The 17,246-nt window shown below is 33.5% G+C and carries 16 protein-coding genes; 14 read left to right on the top strand and 2 right to left on the bottom strand.

Annotation, left to right across the window (positions count from 1 at the left end; genetic code table 11):
* Nucleotides 1-4: 4 nt before the first annotated feature.
* On the bottom strand, nt 5-1,159 hold the full coding sequence (locus ES675_RS02890) for a DNA polymerase III subunit (RefSeq protein WP_066254187.1): 1,155 nt from the start codon (nt 1,157-1,159) through the stop codon (nt 5-7).
* 188 nt (nt 1,160-1,347) lie between these two features.
* On the opposite strand from ES675_RS02890, the gene ES675_RS02885 reads away from it, so the two are divergent.
* Genes ES675_RS02885 through ES675_RS02875 form a run of 3 tightly spaced genes read left to right on the top strand, consistent with a single transcriptional unit; the run spans nt 1,348 to nt 5,169 of the window.
* A complete protein-coding gene (locus ES675_RS02885) occupies nt 1,348-2,535 on the top strand; it encodes a phosphoglycerate kinase (RefSeq protein WP_066254185.1) in 1,188 nt (395 codons plus the stop codon).
* A 38-nt stretch (nt 2,536-2,573) separates the two neighbouring features.
* Nucleotides 2,574-4,169 carry a lytic transglycosylase domain-containing protein gene (locus ES675_RS02880; RefSeq protein ID WP_082985967.1) on the top strand — a complete coding sequence of 532 codons (1,596 nt, stop codon included), beginning with the start codon at nt 2,574-2,576 and terminating at the stop codon, nt 4,167-4,169.
* Nucleotides 4,170-4,191: 22 nt separating this feature from the next.
* Nucleotides 4,192-5,169, top strand: coding sequence for a DUF4837 family protein (locus tag ES675_RS02875; RefSeq protein ID WP_066254182.1), 978 nt, complete (start codon nt 4,192-4,194; stop codon nt 5,167-5,169).
* A 74-nt stretch (nt 5,170-5,243) separates the two neighbouring features.
* Here ES675_RS02875 and ES675_RS02870 read toward each other — a convergent pair whose 3' ends face one another.
* On the bottom strand, nt 5,244-5,420 hold the full coding sequence (locus ES675_RS02870) for a twin-arginine translocase TatA/TatE family subunit (protein WP_066254180.1): 177 nt from the start codon (nt 5,418-5,420) through the stop codon (nt 5,244-5,246).
* 118 nt (nt 5,421-5,538) lie between these two features.
* Here ES675_RS02870 and ES675_RS02865 point away from each other — a divergent pair, with 118 nt between their 5' ends.
* The 11 genes from ES675_RS02865 to ES675_RS02815 all read left to right on the top strand — a co-directional run bounded on the left by ES675_RS02865 (nt 5,539) and on the right by ES675_RS02815 (nt 17,245).
* On the top strand, nt 5,539-6,408 hold the full coding sequence (locus ES675_RS02865; protein WP_066254176.1) for a M23 family metallopeptidase: 870 nt from the start codon (nt 5,539-5,541) through the stop codon (nt 6,406-6,408).
* Nucleotides 6,408-7,910: a GH3 family domain-containing protein gene (locus tag ES675_RS02860; RefSeq protein ID WP_066254173.1), complete on the top strand. Its 1,503-nt coding sequence runs from the start codon at nt 6,408-6,410 to the stop codon at nt 7,908-7,910. Before ES675_RS02865 ends, ES675_RS02860 begins: the two co-directional genes overlap by 1 nt.
* 28 nt (nt 7,911-7,938) lie before the next feature.
* Complete coding sequence (locus tag ES675_RS02855; RefSeq protein ID WP_066254170.1) at nt 7,939-9,633, top strand: DUF6909 family protein; 1,695 nt, start codon at nt 7,939-7,941, stop codon at nt 9,631-9,633.
* 6 nt (nt 9,634-9,639) lie between these two features.
* Nucleotides 9,640-10,710, top strand: a complete 1,071-nt coding sequence (locus ES675_RS02850; protein ID WP_066254166.1) for a hypothetical protein — start codon at nt 9,640-9,642, stop codon at nt 10,708-10,710.
* Entirely contained in the window at nt 10,700-11,716 is a 1,017-nt protein-coding gene (gene rfbB / locus ES675_RS02845; protein WP_066254226.1) for a dTDP-glucose 4,6-dehydratase, read from the top strand. Before ES675_RS02850 ends, rfbB begins: the two co-directional genes overlap by 11 nt.
* A complete protein-coding gene (gene rfbA, locus ES675_RS02840) occupies nt 11,717-12,580 on the top strand; it encodes a glucose-1-phosphate thymidylyltransferase RfbA (protein ID WP_066254163.1) in 864 nt (287 codons plus the stop codon).
* The gene (gene rfbC, locus ES675_RS02835) at nt 12,580-13,125 is read left to right on the top strand and encodes a dTDP-4-dehydrorhamnose 3,5-epimerase (protein ID WP_066254161.1); all 546 of its coding nucleotides are present in this window, start codon (nt 12,580-12,582) and stop codon (nt 13,123-13,125) included. The genes rfbA and rfbC overlap by 1 nt, the downstream gene beginning before the upstream one ends.
* A complete protein-coding gene (rfbD, locus tag ES675_RS02830) occupies nt 13,122-13,982 on the top strand; it encodes a dTDP-4-dehydrorhamnose reductase (protein WP_066254158.1) in 861 nt (286 codons plus the stop codon). The genes rfbC and rfbD overlap by 4 nt, the downstream gene beginning before the upstream one ends.
* Nucleotides 13,983-14,091: 109 nt before the next feature.
* A complete protein-coding gene (gene wecB, locus ES675_RS02825; RefSeq protein WP_066254155.1) occupies nt 14,092-15,216 on the top strand; it encodes a non-hydrolyzing UDP-N-acetylglucosamine 2-epimerase in 1,125 nt (374 codons plus the stop codon).
* Nucleotides 15,217-15,218: 2 nt separating this feature from the next.
* The gene (gene wecC / locus ES675_RS02820; RefSeq protein ID WP_066254152.1) at nt 15,219-16,433 is read left to right on the top strand and encodes a UDP-N-acetyl-D-mannosamine dehydrogenase; all 1,215 of its coding nucleotides are present in this window, start codon (nt 15,219-15,221) and stop codon (nt 16,431-16,433) included.
* A 71-nt stretch (nt 16,434-16,504) separates the two neighbouring features.
* Nucleotides 16,505-17,245 carry a WecB/TagA/CpsF family glycosyltransferase gene (locus ES675_RS02815; protein WP_066254149.1) on the top strand — a complete coding sequence of 247 codons (741 nt, stop codon included), beginning with the start codon at nt 16,505-16,507 and terminating at the stop codon, nt 17,243-17,245.
* Nucleotide 17,246 lies beyond the last annotated feature (1 nt).

Below are 17,246 nucleotides of genomic sequence, written 5' to 3'. Positions count from 1 at the left end.
TAATTTAGCTGGCTTTTTTATGCAATAAACGGGTTAGTTTTATAGATAAATCCGTTAGAATAATTTTAGCATTTCCATTACGTTCAATATGATAAATAGCATCTTGAATTTCATTTGAAATATCTAGAATATTATTTCCATGAACAAAAGGGGCAAAATTTTCCAATTTAAAACCATCTGTTTTGGGCTCTAAATAAACCAAGTCTTCCGCGCCATAATTTAGTAGCATGGCTTGACGGAAAAAATTCAAACAAAATTGCAAAAATTGCTTTTGTGTTTCACGACCTGTTTTGGCAATATCTTCGCTCCACGAAATTAAATCGTGAATAGCAGCTTTGTTTCCTTTTGCTTTAAATGCACTTCGGATCCAGAAAATAAACCAAGTTTCAAATTGGGTATCTTCGCTGTCATGATATACTAAATCACAGGCTTTATTGTAATTTCCGTGTGCTTGATGTGCTATTTTTGCAGCAATAGATGCTTCAATTTGATAGCTATTTATTAAACCTTCGGTAATAACATCTTCCGGTAATGGTGGGAAATGTAATACTTGACAACGCGATTTAATAGTGCTGATAAGTTGCTCTTCATCTTCAGCAATTAAAATGAAAATGGTTTTATTTGGTGGTTCTTCAATTAATTTCAGCAATTTATTGGCCGCTTCGGTGTTCATTTTTTCAGCCATCCAAATAATGGTTATTTTATAACCACCTTCATAAGACTTTAAGGTTAAGTCTTTTACAATTTCTTGTGCTTCATCAACACCTATTCGTCCTTGTTTGTTTTCAACGCCTAATTTTTTATACCAATCAAATAGATTGCCATACGGTTGTTGGTTTAATAGTTCGCGCCATTCTTCCAAAAAATGACTAGAAACAGGATGTTTTTTAATTTTTTGATTCGCTGCTACAGGAAAGGCAAAATGTAAATCTGGATGTCCAAAATTCTTAAACTTTATATTACAAGATTCATTTCCCGTGGTATTTTCACCTTGTATATTACTACAAAGTATATATTGCGCATAGGCAATAGCCATTGGTAAAGTACCTGAACCTTCGGGCCCTACAAACAATTGCGCATGCGGAATTCGGCCGTTATCAGCACTTTGTGTTAAATGATTTTTTATATGTTCCTGACCTAGAATATCACTAAATAGCATACGGCAAACCTACATATTTTTTTTCATTTTTTGTGAAGCATACTTTAAAAGAAAACCGCTTTTAATTATATAGAATACTATTAAAGTAAGTCTAAAAGTTAAGTCATTATTGGCTGAAAAATATATATTTGTGAATCCATGATATTAAATCATATTTTAACAGGAATAATTTATACCACAATTGCATTATGAGAACATTGGACGATTTTAATTTTGAAAACAAAAAGGCCTTAATTCGTGTAGATTTTAATGTGCCTTTAGATGACAATCTTCATGTTGGTGATACCACCCGAATTCTTGCGGCTAAACCTACCATTATTAAGATTTTGGAAGACGGCGGAAGTTGTATTTTAATGTCGCATTTGGGAAGGCCAAAAGGTGTTGAGGATAAATTTTCATTAAAGCATATTGTGGATAAAGTTGAAGATATTTTAGGTGTTGAAGTTCTTTTTGTTCCTAATTGCGTTGGTGAAGAAGCTGAAAATGCTGTAAATAATTTAAAACCAGGACAAATTATTCTTTTAGAAAATTTACGTTTTCATGAAGAAGAAACTGCTGGTAATGAGGAATTTGCAGAACAATTGTCTAAATTAGGCGATATTTATGTAAATGATGCGTTTGGAACCGCTCATAGAGCACATGCATCAACAACTATTGTGGCTAAATTTTTCCCAGACAACAAGTGTTTTGGTTATTTATTAGCCCAAGAAATAAAAAGTATTGATAAAGTGATGAATACTGGTGAAAAGCCTGTTTGTGCTATTTTAGGAGGCGCCAAAGTGTCGAGTAAAATTACCATTATTGATAATATTTTAGATAAGATTGATCATCTAATTATTGGAGGTGGTATGACCTTTACCTTTATTAAAGCACAAGGCGGTAAGATAGGAAATTCGCTAGTCGAAGATGATAAATTGGAGTTCGCTAATACCATTTTAGAAAAAGCTAAACGTAAAAATGTAGAAGTTCATTTACCAGTTGACGCCATCATTGCTGATGCTTTTGATAATAATGCACATACTAACACATGTGCAGTCAATGAAATTCCTGATGGTTGGATGGGATTAGATATAGGCCCAGTAACCGAAGAAATTTTTGCCACTGTGGTTAAAAATTCTAAAACTATTTTGTGGAATGGTCCACTTGGTGTTTTTGAAATGCCAAACTTTGCAAAAGGGACTATAGCTTTAGGCTATGCCATTGCAGAGGCAACAAAAGAAGGTGCTTTCTCGTTAGTAGGTGGAGGCGATTCGGTTGCTGCTGTTAAGCAGTTTGGATTTGAGGATCAAGTTAGTTACGTGAGCACTGGAGGAGGCGCTATGTTAGAGAGTCTTGAAGGTAAAACCCTTCCCGGAATTGCTGCCATTTTAGATTAATATAAATAATATCACCCCAAATTTTAAAACCTAAATACGTGAATTGTTTTACTAAAAATAACATACGTTTAAGTCTTTCTGCAGTGTTTTTTGCTGTGGGAATAACCTACGCACAAGATTCTATTCCCAAGAAAATTATAAAAACGCATATTCCTGAAGAGCAATTAATTGCTGGCGAGTCTTACGAAGTTGATACTATTATTGATGGTCAACAATTTTATAAAAAGCAGATTGAAATAGAAACAGACTCTGTTGATATTAAATCGCTTAAAGATTTAAAATTTGCTGCAGAATTAGATGAAAAATGGCGGGAAGAATTATATAGTAACACTTTGTATGATACACTTTACACAGCTATTTCCAAATTAGATTACAAGGAAGTTTATTATCCAGATTTACCGACTGATACATTAAAAGCCCGTTTAGAACGATTGAATGCCAGAACGCCATTTAATATTGCGTACAATCCATCTTTAGAAAGTGTTATTAAATCGTTTTTAAAAAACAGACGTGTTCATTTTGAGAGATTAATGGGTTTGAGTCATTTCTATTTCCCCATGTTTGAACAAGAACTAGATGCGCAAGATGTGCCTTTAGAAGTTAAGTATTTAGCCATTGTAGAATCCGCTTTAAAACCACGAGCAAGATCGCGTGTTGGTGCAACGGGTTTATGGCAATTTATGTTTGCTACGGGAAAAGAATATGGTTTAAATGTGAGTAGTTATGTAGATGAACGTAGCGATCCCATAAAATCCACCAAAGCAGCAGCTAAATATTTGTCGGCTTTATATTCTATGTTTGGCGATTGGGATTTAGCATTAGCAGCCTATAATTCGGGACCAGGAAATGTATTAAAAGCTATTAGGCGATCAGGTGGTTATGAAAATTACTGGAATATTCGTCATAATTTACCACGTGAAACAGCAGGATATCTTCCCGCATTTTTGGCTACCATGTATATTATTGAATATGCTGAAGAACACGGTTTAGTTGCTGAAAAACCAGCATTTCATCATTTTGAAACCGATACAATTCATGTAAAGCAAATGATTACTTTAGATCAAGTTTCAGAGGCTACAGGTGTTAATATAGAAGAGTTACAGTTTTTAAACCCGTCTTATAAATTAGATATCATTCCATTTATTGCAGAGGAAAACTATTCATTACGACTACCACTAACAGCTGTTGGAACATTTGTAACCAATGAGGATACTATCTATACGTCTGCAAAAGCTGAATTGGATGAACGGGAAAAACCATTACCACAATTTTTTGATAGTCAAAGTAAGGAACGATATCGCGTAAAATCCGGAGATTATTTGGGCTTAATAGCGAGAAAATATGGTGTTCGCGTAAGTCAAATAAAACAATGGAATGGTTTACGGAGTAATAATTTACGTATTGGACAACGTTTAACTATTTATCCAAGAAATCCTGCTACGCAGGCTAGCAGTTCAAATAATTCAAGTGCTTCAAAATCAACACCAAACACATATATTGTTAAGAGTGGTGATTCGCTTTGGAGTATTTCACAAAAATTTCCAGGCGTTTCTGTTCAAAATATTCGAGATTGGAACGATATTAGTGGTAACAATTTAAAACCAGGAATGTCATTAAAACTTTCCAAAGGCTAATCAGTATAAACTAGGTACCATCATGCAAAAAATATTACTTATTTTCATGTCATTAATTGTAATGACGTCCTGTAACGACAGCAAATCTTCAAATAAACGTCTTTTATCCCAATCTTCGGGAAAAATCAATAATCTGTCGGTTGTTGTAGATAATGAATTATGGGAAGGTCAAGTAGGAGAGACACTTCGGAATATTTTGGCTGCTCCAGTTCACGGCTTACCACAAGACGAACCGCTTTTTATTTTAAGTCAATTACCACCAGTTGTTTTTACGGGTTTTGCACGACAAAGTCGGATTGTTTTAAAAATTGAAAAAAGTGATTCTGCAAAAGTGAAAATCGCAAAAGATTTGTTTGCTAGACCACAACGCGTGGTGGTTGTAACAGGTAAAACAGATGAAGAAATTTCGCAACAATTAAGAGATAATGCGGGCCAAATTGTGATGGCTTTAAAAAATGAAGAAATAAAAGAGCAGCAACGACGCATTAAATTATCGCTTCATAAAAACAATACCATTAAAGAAAATTTAGGCATATCTATAAACTTCCCATCTGCCTACAGAATTGCAACGGAGGAGGGGAAATTCTACTGGATTCGTAAAGATATTACCACAGGAACCACCAATGTTTTATTGTATGAGCTTCCTTATGGAAGTATTAAAGACAATGACAGCGTTGTTGGTCAAATAATAAAAATTCGAGATTCTATTGGGAAAAAGCATATTCCAGGACCTTTAGACGGCTCGTTTATGATAACTGAAGATGCCTACACACCTTTTTTAGCTAAAACCACCATTAATGATAAATTTGCTTATGAAACCAGAGGTATTTGGGATGTTAAAAATGCCTTTATGTCTGGACCATTTGTTAACTATATAATTGATGATAAAGCTAACAACCGACTTCTAGTGGTTGAAGGTTTTGCTTTTGCACCATCGGTTAGTAAACGGGATTATATGTTTGAGTTGGAAGCTATAATTAAATCTATAAAATTTAATTAAAATACAATCACAATAAGATACAAAAAAACCCAACTTGATAACAGGTTGGGTTTTTTCGTATGTACTAAAAAAGATTACTCTTTTTTATCAGTTTCTTCTTCTTTGCTTGCGTCCTTAAATTCTTTAATTCCGCTACCTAGACCACGCATTAATTCAGGGATTTTTTTACCACCAAAAAGTAGTAAAACAATCACGACAATTAAAACTATTTGCCATGGTCCTGGGGCTAAAAATATACTTAATGAAATCATCGTATGTTATTTTAAAGTACAAAGTTAATAATTAAAGTTTAATATAAACGTTTTAACACCAACTTTAGCATGAACTAAATACGATAGTGCCATATTTTTAAGTAATTTTGTGGAACCTATGGCTAATAAAAAGAAGAAATCCAGAAAGTTTACCAAGAAACTACTTAATAAGTATCGTTTGGTTATTTTAAACGAGGACACTTTTGAAGAGCGTATTTCCTTAAAATTAACACGACTGAATGTGTTTGTTCTATTATCATTATCGGCCATTTTTTTAATTGTTGCCACGACCATCTTAATTGCTTTTACACCACTTCGAGAATATATTCCTGGTTACTCATCTGTGGCACTTAAAAAACGTGCAACAGAGTTAAATTATAAAACCGATTCGCTACAACAAGTTATTGCAATAAATGAGCAGTATTTTTCATCTATAAAAAAGGTGTTGTATGGTGAAGTTGATAAAGTAGATTTTAACAAAGATTCTATTATTGAAGCTACAAGACAAGAGGCTAAAACTATAGATTTATCGCCAACGAAAGAGGATTCTATTTTACGAGAAAAAGTAAAAAAAGAAGATAAATACAATTTATTTGAATCGGCAAAACTCAATTCCAGCTTTATACTATTTCCACCTGTTTCTGGAACTATTTCTCAAGAATACAATGTGGAAGAAAAACATTTTGCTGTGGATATTGTAGCTGAAAAAGGTACACCAGTTAAAGCAACTGCTGATGGAACGGTAATTTTTGCCGATTGGACAACCGAAGCTGGTTACGTTATTATTTTAGAACATAGCCAAAGTTTAATTTCGGTTTATAAACATAATACCATGCTTACTAAAGTACAAGGTGATGTTGTAACGGCAGGCGAAGTGATAGCCACAACTGGCAATACAGGTTCAATTACTACTGGGCCACATTTGCATTTTGAATTATGGAGTGATGGATACCCTATTAATCCGACTAATTTTATAGATTTCAAATAATGTTTTCACTAAAAGCTTTATTGGCGAAGCCATTCGCAAGTTATATTATTAGAAAAGAGAAAAAGTGGATTGATAATCCTATTGAAACCCAAGAACAGGTGTTTCAGGAACTCATAAGTCAAGCGACTTCCACAGCCTTTGGAGCTGATCATGATTTTATAAGCATTAACAATCATACCGATTTTATAAAACGTGTACCTATTCGCGATTATGAAGACTTAAAACCTTACGTAGAACGTGTTGTTGCAGGAGAATCAAATGTATTATGGATAGGAAAACCCTTGTATTTTGCCAAAACATCTGGAACCACATCGGGTGCTAAATATATTCCATTAACCAAAGAAAGTATGCCAACCCACGTTACGGCTGCTCGAAATGCTATTTTATCCTACATTCATGAAACGGGAAATTCACAATTCGTATCTGGAAAAATGATATTTCTACAAGGAAGTCCTGTTTTACATGAGCAGAACGGTGTTCAATTAGGTCGACTATCAGGAATTGTAGCACATTTTGTACCGGAATATCTTCAGAAAAATCGCATGCCTTCATGGGAAACCAATTGTATTGAAGATTGGGAAACCAAGGTGGAAGCCATTGTTAAAGAAACGCTTCCAGAAAATATGACCGTTATTTCTGGAATTCCGTCTTGGGTTCAAATGTATTTTGAGAAAATTCAAGAAAAAACAGGTCAGAAAGTGGGTGATGTTTTTAGAAACTTCAACCTTTTTATTTTTGGAGGTGTAAATTATGAACCCTATCGTGCTAAATTTGAAAACTTAATTGGCCGAAAAGTTGATAGCATTGAATTATATCCAGCAAGCGAAGGGTTTTTCGCCTATCAAGATAAGCAAGATGAAAAAGGCATGTTATTGCTTTTAAATGCTGGCATCTTTTATGAATTTATTTCAGCTGATACATTTTTTGACGCGAATCCAACCAGATTAACCCTTAAAGATGTGAAAATTGGTGTTAATTATGTGATGATTATTTCAACAAATGCAGGACTTTGGGCATACAATGTTGGCGATACAATTATGTTTACATCAATAAAACCTTTTCGCGTAATTGTTTCTGGTAGAATAAAGCATTTTATTTCTGCTTTTGGAGAACATGTTATAGGGAAGGAAGTGGAACAAGCTTTAAAAGAAGCCATTGAAGGAACAAATTTTCAAATTTCCGAATTTACGGTTGCACCTCAAATTACGCCAGAATCGGGATTACCATTTCATGAGTGGTTTATAGAGTTTGAAAATGACGTGGCAGACGTTTCTCAATTGGCTACTAAAATTGATGCGGCTTTACAGAATCAAAATAGTTATTATTTCGATTTAATAAAAGGTGGTGTTTTACAGCCGTTAAAAATAACAATGATTACCAAAAATGGTTTTCAAGATTATATGAAATCCATAGGGAAATTAGGCGGTCAGAATAAATTACCACGCTTATCAAACGATAGGGAAATTGCGGATAAAATCTACGATTTGAATTTGATTAAATAATAGTATATTTGATAATTAAACAATTTTTATGAACAAGAAAAAGCATCATGCTAGAACGAGAGCTCAAGAAAGCTCAAATGCAATAGAAAGAATGTACATTACCATGAGACATTTATTTAATCGTGGTTTTTATAAGCCTATGGGTGTTTCGGGTGAAACGCTTCGTGAGGCTTTATTACTTTTGCGCCCTGAAATTTATGGATCTATTGGTGATGAAAAAGCAGAATTAGAAGGTCTTTTATATGTTATTGATAGATTACCTCAAGGCATTGAAGAGTGTATGTTTATTAACCTGACTAGTGATGAAGGTTATGGTAATTCCCATTTTAAAGCTATTATTCCTCCAAAAAGGCGCAGAAATTGTTATCGCATTGACGATGAACAAATGAATATTGAAATTACAAGAGGTCGTTCAGAAATTTATGATATTCTAACCCACTTGACCTTTTTGTTTGTAGAGTCTCATAAAATAAGCAAACGCGTTTTAATTGATGAATCTGGTGGTACCACGCGCGACTGGATTAAGTTAGAAAAAGCTGTTTTAGCTAAAAAGAAACTAACGCAAAACGAGCGCGAAATTGCCATAACACATACGGCAAATATTTTAGGAAGAACATTTGATGAGTTGCGTTTTGTTTACGAACAATTTCAAACGCCAGAACAACCAGAACGTTTATTGCATATTGTTTATTGGTTAGGAAAGCTTGCCATTGAGGAAGTTATAAATAATAATAAGCGTACCATTACGTTTAGTCCTGTTTTAAGAGAGCGTTTAGGTCATCATATTCATGGTGAAATATGGGCAGATAATATTAAAAATATTTTACATAAAAATAATCTTTTAGAAAGACCAATTCATATAATTAGTGCCAATATGCATAGTGTTATGAATACGCTTTATGCCCCTACAGCATTAAAAAGTTTGCTAAATAAAAAAACCATTTTTCAGGTTTACGAAGAAATAAGTAAAAAAGAAAACGAATCCTTACGAGACAAGGTAACGAAGCAAGCTTTAGAAAATGGCATGATTTATATACCAGACGCTTCTGGAACCAACATAGATGTGCAGATTTTTGATACGGAAAAGTTAGATTTATCGAAAACTGATTTAGAAATAGCTAAAACCGATAAGAAATCCGAAAAACCTATTATATTTGTTATGGATTATGCTTTCGGAGAGCAAGCCTATGAAACCATTGATGAGTTGTTAAAACCGGCTCAGATTGATAATGAAAGTATTCATTTAAATGTGGCATCCGTTTCAATAATGGGTAAAGCAGGTATTTTGGAAGGTGGAAAAGGCGATATTATGATACCTTCTGCACATATTTTTGAAGGTACAGCTGATAATTATCCGTTTGTAAATGAATTATCAAAGGCAGATTTAGATGGTCATGGTTTGGCTGTTTTTGAAGGTTCTATGATAACGGTTTTAGGAACATCATTACAAAATAAAGATATTTTGAGGTTTTTCTATAATTCCACGTGGCATGTTATTGGTTTGGAAATGGAAGGTGCTCATTATCAAAAGGCAATTCAATCGGCTTCCAAAGTAAGAAAAACGATTAATCCAGACGTTAAAGTACGTTACGCCTATTATGCTAGTGATAATCCATTAGAAACAGGCGGAACTTTAGCATCAGGCGGATTAGGAACATCAGGTGTAAAACCAACCTATTTAATAACTAGAAAAATATTACAACAAATTTTTAATAATCAGTAGATAGATATGAACGAGAATCCTCAAAACTCTAATAAGCCTAATAATGATTCGGAAGAAGTTGACTTAGGGCAGTTGTTTCATGTAATAGGGAATGCTTTTAATAGGTTAATTAAATTTATAGCTTCTATTTTTATAGCTATTTTTTCTGTTTTTATTTATACTTTAAAAGCTGTTATCGTTAACATTAAAATCATTGTTATCGTTATGCTTTTAGCCGGTATACTTGGTTATGTTTTGGAGCGCAGCAGACCAACGGTATATAGTTCATCTATGTTGGTAAGACCTTATTTTGATTCTAAGTTTCAATTTGTTACTAATGTAGGCTATTACAATGCGCTGTTGGGTAATCGGAATTATGAAACTATTGCTGATATTTTTGAAATTAGTGAAGAAGAAGCTACTGAAATAGCAGGTTTTGAAATTGAACCGGGGCCTGAAACAGAAAACGAAAAAATGGTTGAATATTATGCGTTTTTAAAAACCTTGGATAGTGTTAGACGCTACGATGTCAGTTATGAAGAATTTATAAATAATAGGAGTATTTATAGCGGTGACTTATTTAAAATATCCGTGCTTGCCTATCATGACAATATATTTACCAAGCTGGAAGGTGGTGTAAACAGAGCATTTACTAATGACTATTCTATTAAGAAAAAGAAAAAGAGAGATTCGTTACTTACCATTCAAAAGAACAACATTGTAACGCAATTAACTCAAGTAGATTCCTTACAAAAGGTTTATATTAACGTATTAGAAAGTGATTCAAAATCGAAAGCTAAAGAGTTTAATTTGGGAGGCGAAAGCTTTTCATTAGGTAAAGATCGGTCTAACACTAAAGAATATGAGTTGTTAGAAAAAGAAATTGTTTTAAGAAACCAATTAAAAGAATTACAAGAGAAAAGAGTAGATGAAGATGTCTATTTTGATGTTATTTCAAACTTTCAAAAGATAGGTGAAAAAACTAAAAAATGGTCTGACCGATATTCTTTGCTATTTCCATTATTTGGTTTTTTACTATTATGTGTAATTTACGTAACAAGAAAAACCGTTAAATATGTCAAAAACTATGAAGCATAACACGTTATTAATAACTGGAGGTGCTGGGTTTATTGGCTCAAATTTTATAGTTCATTTGCTTGAGAATTTTCAAGATATATCCATTGTAAATTTAGACAAGCTCACTTATGCAGGTGAGCTTTCTAATTTAACGGAAATAGCTAATAATGATAAATACCATTTTGTTGAAGGTGATATTTGTGATAGAGAATTAGTTGAAAAACTATTCCAAGAGCATCAGTTTAATGGTGTTATCCATTTTGCAGCAGAATCTCATGTAGATAATTCCATCAAAAACCCGGATACCTTTATTGAGACAAACGTTTTTGGAACCTTTAATCTATTAGATGTTGCCAAAAAGCACTGGATGAATGGTCCAAATCAATTAAAATTAGGTTGTGAGAATAATAGGTTTTTACATATTTCAACCGATGAGGTTTACGGAACATTAGGCAAAACAGGCTTGTTTACAGAAACCACACCCTATGCACCAAATAGTCCATACAGTGCATCGAAAGCATCGTCAGATTTTATTGTTCGTAGTTATTTTCATACCTATGGAATGAATGTCGTAACTACAAACTGCTCCAATAATTACGGGCCAAAACAGCATGATGAAAAGTTGATTCCTACCATAATTAGAAAAGCTATTGCTGGAGAAAATATTCCAATTTATGGCGATGGTAAAAACATTCGTGATTGGTTATATGTTTTGGATCACTGCAAAGGAATTTACCTAGCATATCAAACCGGAAAAGCCGGAGAAACCTATAATATTGGTGGAAAAAATGAACGAAATAATTTGGAAATAGCTCATACTATCTGTGAAGCACTAGACGAATTAAAACCAAAAAACACAGCTTATAAGGAACAAATTACCTTTGTTTCTGATAGACCTGGTCATGATTTTCGCTATGCGATAGATGCATCAAAAATTGAATCTAATTTAGGCTGGAAAGCTGATGAAAATTTTGAATCAGGCATTAAGAAAACAATTAATTGGTATTTTGATAAATATAAAAAATAGATGAAAGGGATTATTCTAGCAGGAGGATCAGGAACACGGTTACATCCATTAACGTTATCGGTTAGTAAACAGCTCATGCCTGTTTATGACAAGCCCATGATTTATTATCCGTTATCAACCTTAATGTATGCTGGAATACACGAAATTCTCATTATTTCTACACCTAAAGATTTACCCTTATTTCAAGAGTTATTAGGCGATGGTAAGAGGTTTGGTTGCACCTTTGAATATGCCGTTCAAGAGCATCCTAATGGATTAGCTGAAGCGTTTTTAATAGCTGAGGATTTTATTCAAAAAGATAAAGTCGCATTAATTCTTGGTGATAATATTTTCTATGGTTCTGGTTTGGCTAAGTTGCTTCAGAGTAATAATAATCCGGATGGTGGTATTATTTATGCGTATCGCGTGAATGACCCAGAACGTTATGGCGTTGTAGATTTTAATGATGATGGACAAGTTATGTCTATTGAAGAAAAACCCGAAAAACCAAAATCTAACTATGCCGTTCCTGGTATTTATTTTTATGATAATTCCGTTATTGAAGTCGCAAAAAACATCAAACCCAGTCATCGAGGTGAGCTGGAAATAACGGACGTTAATAAAGCCTATTTAGAACAAGGAAAATTAAGTGTTAGTATTCTGGATAGAGGAACAGCTTGGTTAGATACCGGTACGTTTGATTCGCTTTTGCAGGCAGCACAATTTGTGGAAGTTATAGAACAACGTCAAGGATTAAAAATCGGCTCCATTGAAGCCGCTGCTTTTGAAATGGGTTATATTTCAGAAGATCAATTTAGAGCGTTAGCAGAACCTTTATTAAAAAGTGGTTATGGCATCAATCTTTTAGGTATGTTGAATAAATAATGGGAATTACAGAAACAAAATTAAAGGATTGCTTTATTCTTGAACCACAAATTTTTCAGGATTCAAGAGGCTATTTTTTTGAAAGCTTTAATCAGAAAAACTTTTTTGAGGCAACGGGTCAACATGTCAATTTTATTCAAGACAATGAGACTTTTTCCACAAAAGGCGTTTTACGTGGACTCCATTTTCAAACTGGAAATTATGCTCAATCCAAACTCGTGCGTGTTATAAAAGGTCGTGTTTTGGACATTGCCGTTGATGTACGACAAGATTCCCATACATTTGGTGAGTTTCAAGCTTTAGAATTATCTGAAGAGAACAAAAAACAATTTTTTCTACCACGTGGCTTTGCTCATGGATTTGTGGTTTTGAGTGATACAGCTATTTTTGCTTATAAATGCGATAATTATTACAACAAAGAATCGGAAGCTGGAATTATTTATAACGATCCAACGTTAAATATTGATTGGCAACTACCAGAACAAGAGTTGCTTTTATCAGATAAAGACAAATTGCTGCCAACATTTGAAGCTTTTTTCAAATGAAAACAGACGTTTTAGTTACAGGTTCTAACGGTCAGCTTGGTAAGTCTTTATTCGCGTTAAATAAAGCCAATAATTATGAAGCTCTTAATTTTACCTTTGCAACTAAAGCTACTTTAGATATTTCAAATCAAGAGCAAGTAGACACATACTTTCAATCTAATAGCTTTAACTATTGCATAAATTGTGCAGCTTATACAGCAGTTGATAAAGCTGAAGTAGAAAAAGAGGAAGCCTTTTTAATCAATGCTACAGGAGCTGAAAATTTAGCTGAAGCTTGCAAAAAATATGGCGTTGTTCTAATTCATATTTCCACAGACTTTGTGTTTGATGGTTCTAAACGTGAACCTTATTTAGAAACGGATACACCAAATCCTATCAATGTTTATGGTGCATCTAAACTGGAAGGCGAAAGGAATGTTCAGTCTGCTTTAGAGAATCACTTTATAATTAGAACGTCGTGGTTATATTCTGAATTTGGAAATAACTTTGTGAAAACCATGTTGCGTTTAGGTTCTGAAAAAGATGAATTACATGTTGTAAATGACCAATTAGGCAGTCCAACCTATGCCAAAGATTTAGCAGAAGTTGTTTTGGAAATTATATTAAGTCACAATAAGAAATTCGGCTTATATCATTACAGTAATCAAGGTGTTTTAAGTTGGTTTGACTTTGCACAAGCCATTTTTAATTTCACCCAAAATGATATTTCAGTAAAACCGATACCAACATCTGGCTATCCGACTCCAGCTCAAAGACCGCAATATTCTGTGTTATCTTCTACTAAAATAGTTCATAATTTAAGATTAGAAGAAAAATCGGTGCTTTTTAGCCTAATAAACTGTTTACAAAACATTTAGTGTTCCCTTTATCAAATATATTCTTCGTTATCTAAAATAGGATAAACAAATTATTATGGTATTTTTGCTGACTGTAAGAACTTTATTGAATTTAATATAAGTCTTTTGAATGAAGAAAAATCTAATCATTTTTGGAACACGTCCTGAAGCTATCAAAATGGCTCCTTTAGTTAAAGAATTTCTGATAAACTCGGATACTTTTGAAACCAAAGTTTGCATTACGGCTCAACACAGGGAAATGTTAGATCAGGTTTTATCTTTTTTTGAAATTATACCTGACTTCGATTTAGATTTAATGAAGCCAAATCAAAATTTATACACCTTAACGGCTGATATTATTACAAGTTTAAAACCCGTTTTAGAAGAATTTAAACCGGATTATGTTTATGTTCATGGAGATACTACAACGACTATGGCAGCGAGTATTGCAGCATTTTATTCTGGCGCTAAAGTATGTCATGTAGAAGCTGGTTTACGAACATTTAATAAACGATCACCTTTTCCAGAAGAAATAAATAGAAGTATTGCAGGTTCAGTTTCAGATTATCATTTTGCACCTACAACAACTTCAGAGCAAAATTTATTAAACGAGAACATCAATAAATCTTCCATTTTAGTAACAGGAAACACGGTAATTGATGCACTTCAATATAGTTCAAACAAAGTGACTTCAGAATCGTATTCTGATGATGAGGTTGAAGAATTGAAAACACTGGTAGACTCTTCTAAAAGGTTAGTATTAGTTACTGGTCACAGACGCGAAAACCATGGGCAAGGATTTATTAATATTTGCAATGCACTCAAACAAATTGCATTAGAAAATCCAGAAGTTCAAATTATTTATCCAGTTCACCTAAATCCAAAAGTACAAAAGCCAGTTTATGAGCTTTTAGAAGGTATTGAAAACATTAAATTAATTGCACCACTTTCTTACCCATCATTTGTTTGGTTAATGAGTCAATCCTTTTTAATTATTACGGATAGTGGAGGTGTGCAAGAAGAAGCACCAAGTTTAGGTAAACCTGTTCTAGTAATGAGAGATACTACGGAAAGACCGGAAGCTGTAGAAGCTGGAACCGTACTATTAGTTGGTACAGATACTAATAAAATTGTTACGGAAGCCAATAGGTTGTTAAACAGTAAAGACGCCTATACACAAATGAGCAAGTTGCATAATCCGTATGGAGATGGCTTGGCTTGTAAACGAATTGTTGAATTTATTTCAAAGTTATAATTATGAGTAAAACTCCCAGTGTGGTAATGATTGGTTTAGGGTATATTGGCCTACCAACAGCAGCATTAATTGCAAAAAATAAAACCTACGTTCACGGTGTTGATATAAACCCGAAAGTTGTTGAAACTATTAATGCTGGAAAAATTCATATTGTAGAGCCAGAATTAGATACTGCTGTGGCAGAAGCTGTAGCAAATGGTTACCTTAAAGCAGCAACAACACCTGTAGAAGCCAATACATATTTAATTGTTGTTCCTACGCCTTTTAAGGCTAAAAATGAACCAGATATTTCGTTTGTTGAAGCTGCAACTAAAGCTGTTTTACCATTATTAAAAGAAGACGATTTATATATTATTGAATCCACATCACCTGTTGGAACTACAGAGAAAATGATGCACCTTATCTATTCTGAAAGACCAGAATTAGAAGGTAAAATTAATATTGCCTATTGCCCAGAACGCGTGCTTCCTGGAAATGTCATGTATGAATTGGTTCATAACGATCGTGTAATTGGTGGTGTTGATCAAAAATCGACAGATAAAGCCGTTAATTTTTATCGCGATTTTATAGAAGGTGATTTACATAAAACAAACGCACGAACTGCTGAAATGTGTAAACTAGTTGAAAATTCATCACGAGACGTACAGATTGCGTTTGCCAATGAATTATCACTAATTTGTGATAAGGCTGATATTAATGTTTGGGAGCTTATTGCGTTAGCTAATAAACACCCAAGAGTTAATATCTTACAGCCTGGTTGTGGTGTTGGAGGTCATTGTATTGCTGTGGATCCCTATTTTATAGTTGCTGAATATCCTATGGAATCTCAAATTATTGGTAAGGCGCGAGAGATAAATAACTACAAATCGTTTTGGTGTGCTGAAAAAGTACAAACAGCTAAATTGGAATTTGAGTTAAAAGAAGGACGCAAACCAAGTATTGCATTAATGGGTCTAGCTTTTAAACCAAATATTGATGATTTAAGAGAGTCGCCTGCAAAATATATTGCTCAAAAAGTACTTCAAAATGCTAATAATGAAGAATACTTTATTGTAGAACCTAATATTGAAGAACACAAAGTATTCAAAATAACGGATTATAAAGTAGCAGCAGAAAAGGCTGATATTGTTGTGTTTTTAGTAGCTCATAAAGAGTTTAAAACTTTAAAACTAGATAGTAATAAAGTGGTTTTAGATTTTTGTAATGCTATGGCTTAATGTCGAAATTTAAATAAATAGTCAAGGATTATTCTTATTTTGGATAATCCTTTTTCAATAGAAAAATAAGTATGTCCACACGCGTTAAGTTTCTGAATACACAGGTAGATAATTTCACCATGCAAGAAACGGTTATGTTGATAAACGAATCTATTTCCCAAGGTAACAGACTGCAACATGTAGTTGTAAATGCAGGTAAAATTGTTGCCATGCAAACAGATGACGAATTACGAGAAAGCGTTAATAACTGCGATCTGATAAACGCAGATGGTATGGCTGTTGTTTGGGCATCTAAAGTTTTAGGGAAACCTTTAAAAGAACGCGTTGCAGGTATCGATTTAATGGAGAACCTGATTGAATTAGCTTATAAAGAAAATTATAAAGTTTACTTTTTAGGTGCTAAAGAGGAGATTGTCTCGAAAGTAGTCAATCATTATTCTAAAAAATATAGTAAAGACCTGATTGCTGGTTATAGAAACGGTTATTTTTCAAAAGAAGAAGAACAAGATATAGCCAAAGATATTGAAGCTAGTGAAGCCCAATTATTATTTGTTGCTATTAGTTCGCCTAAAAAGGAAAATTTCTTATATCAAAACAAAGAACATTTATCAAAAGTTAACTTTACCATGGGAGTTGGTGGAAGTTTTGATGTGGTTTCAGGATTAGTAAAAAGAGCACCTTTATGGATGCAAAATAACGGATTGGAATGGTTCTACAGATTTGCTCAAGAGCCACAACGTATGTGGAAACGGTATTTAGTAGGTAATTCTAAATTCTTATACTTGGTTTTTAAAGAGCGCCTGAAAAAATAGC

Origin of the sequence: Algorimicrobium algoritergicola (assembly GCF_008086165.1) — a bacterium.
Lineage (GTDB): Bacteria > Bacteroidota > Bacteroidia > Flavobacteriales > Flavobacteriaceae > Algorimicrobium > Algorimicrobium algoritergicola.
The sequence above is the reverse complement of the archived record's forward strand: the minus strand, read 5'-3'. Positions and strand labels throughout refer to the sequence as shown.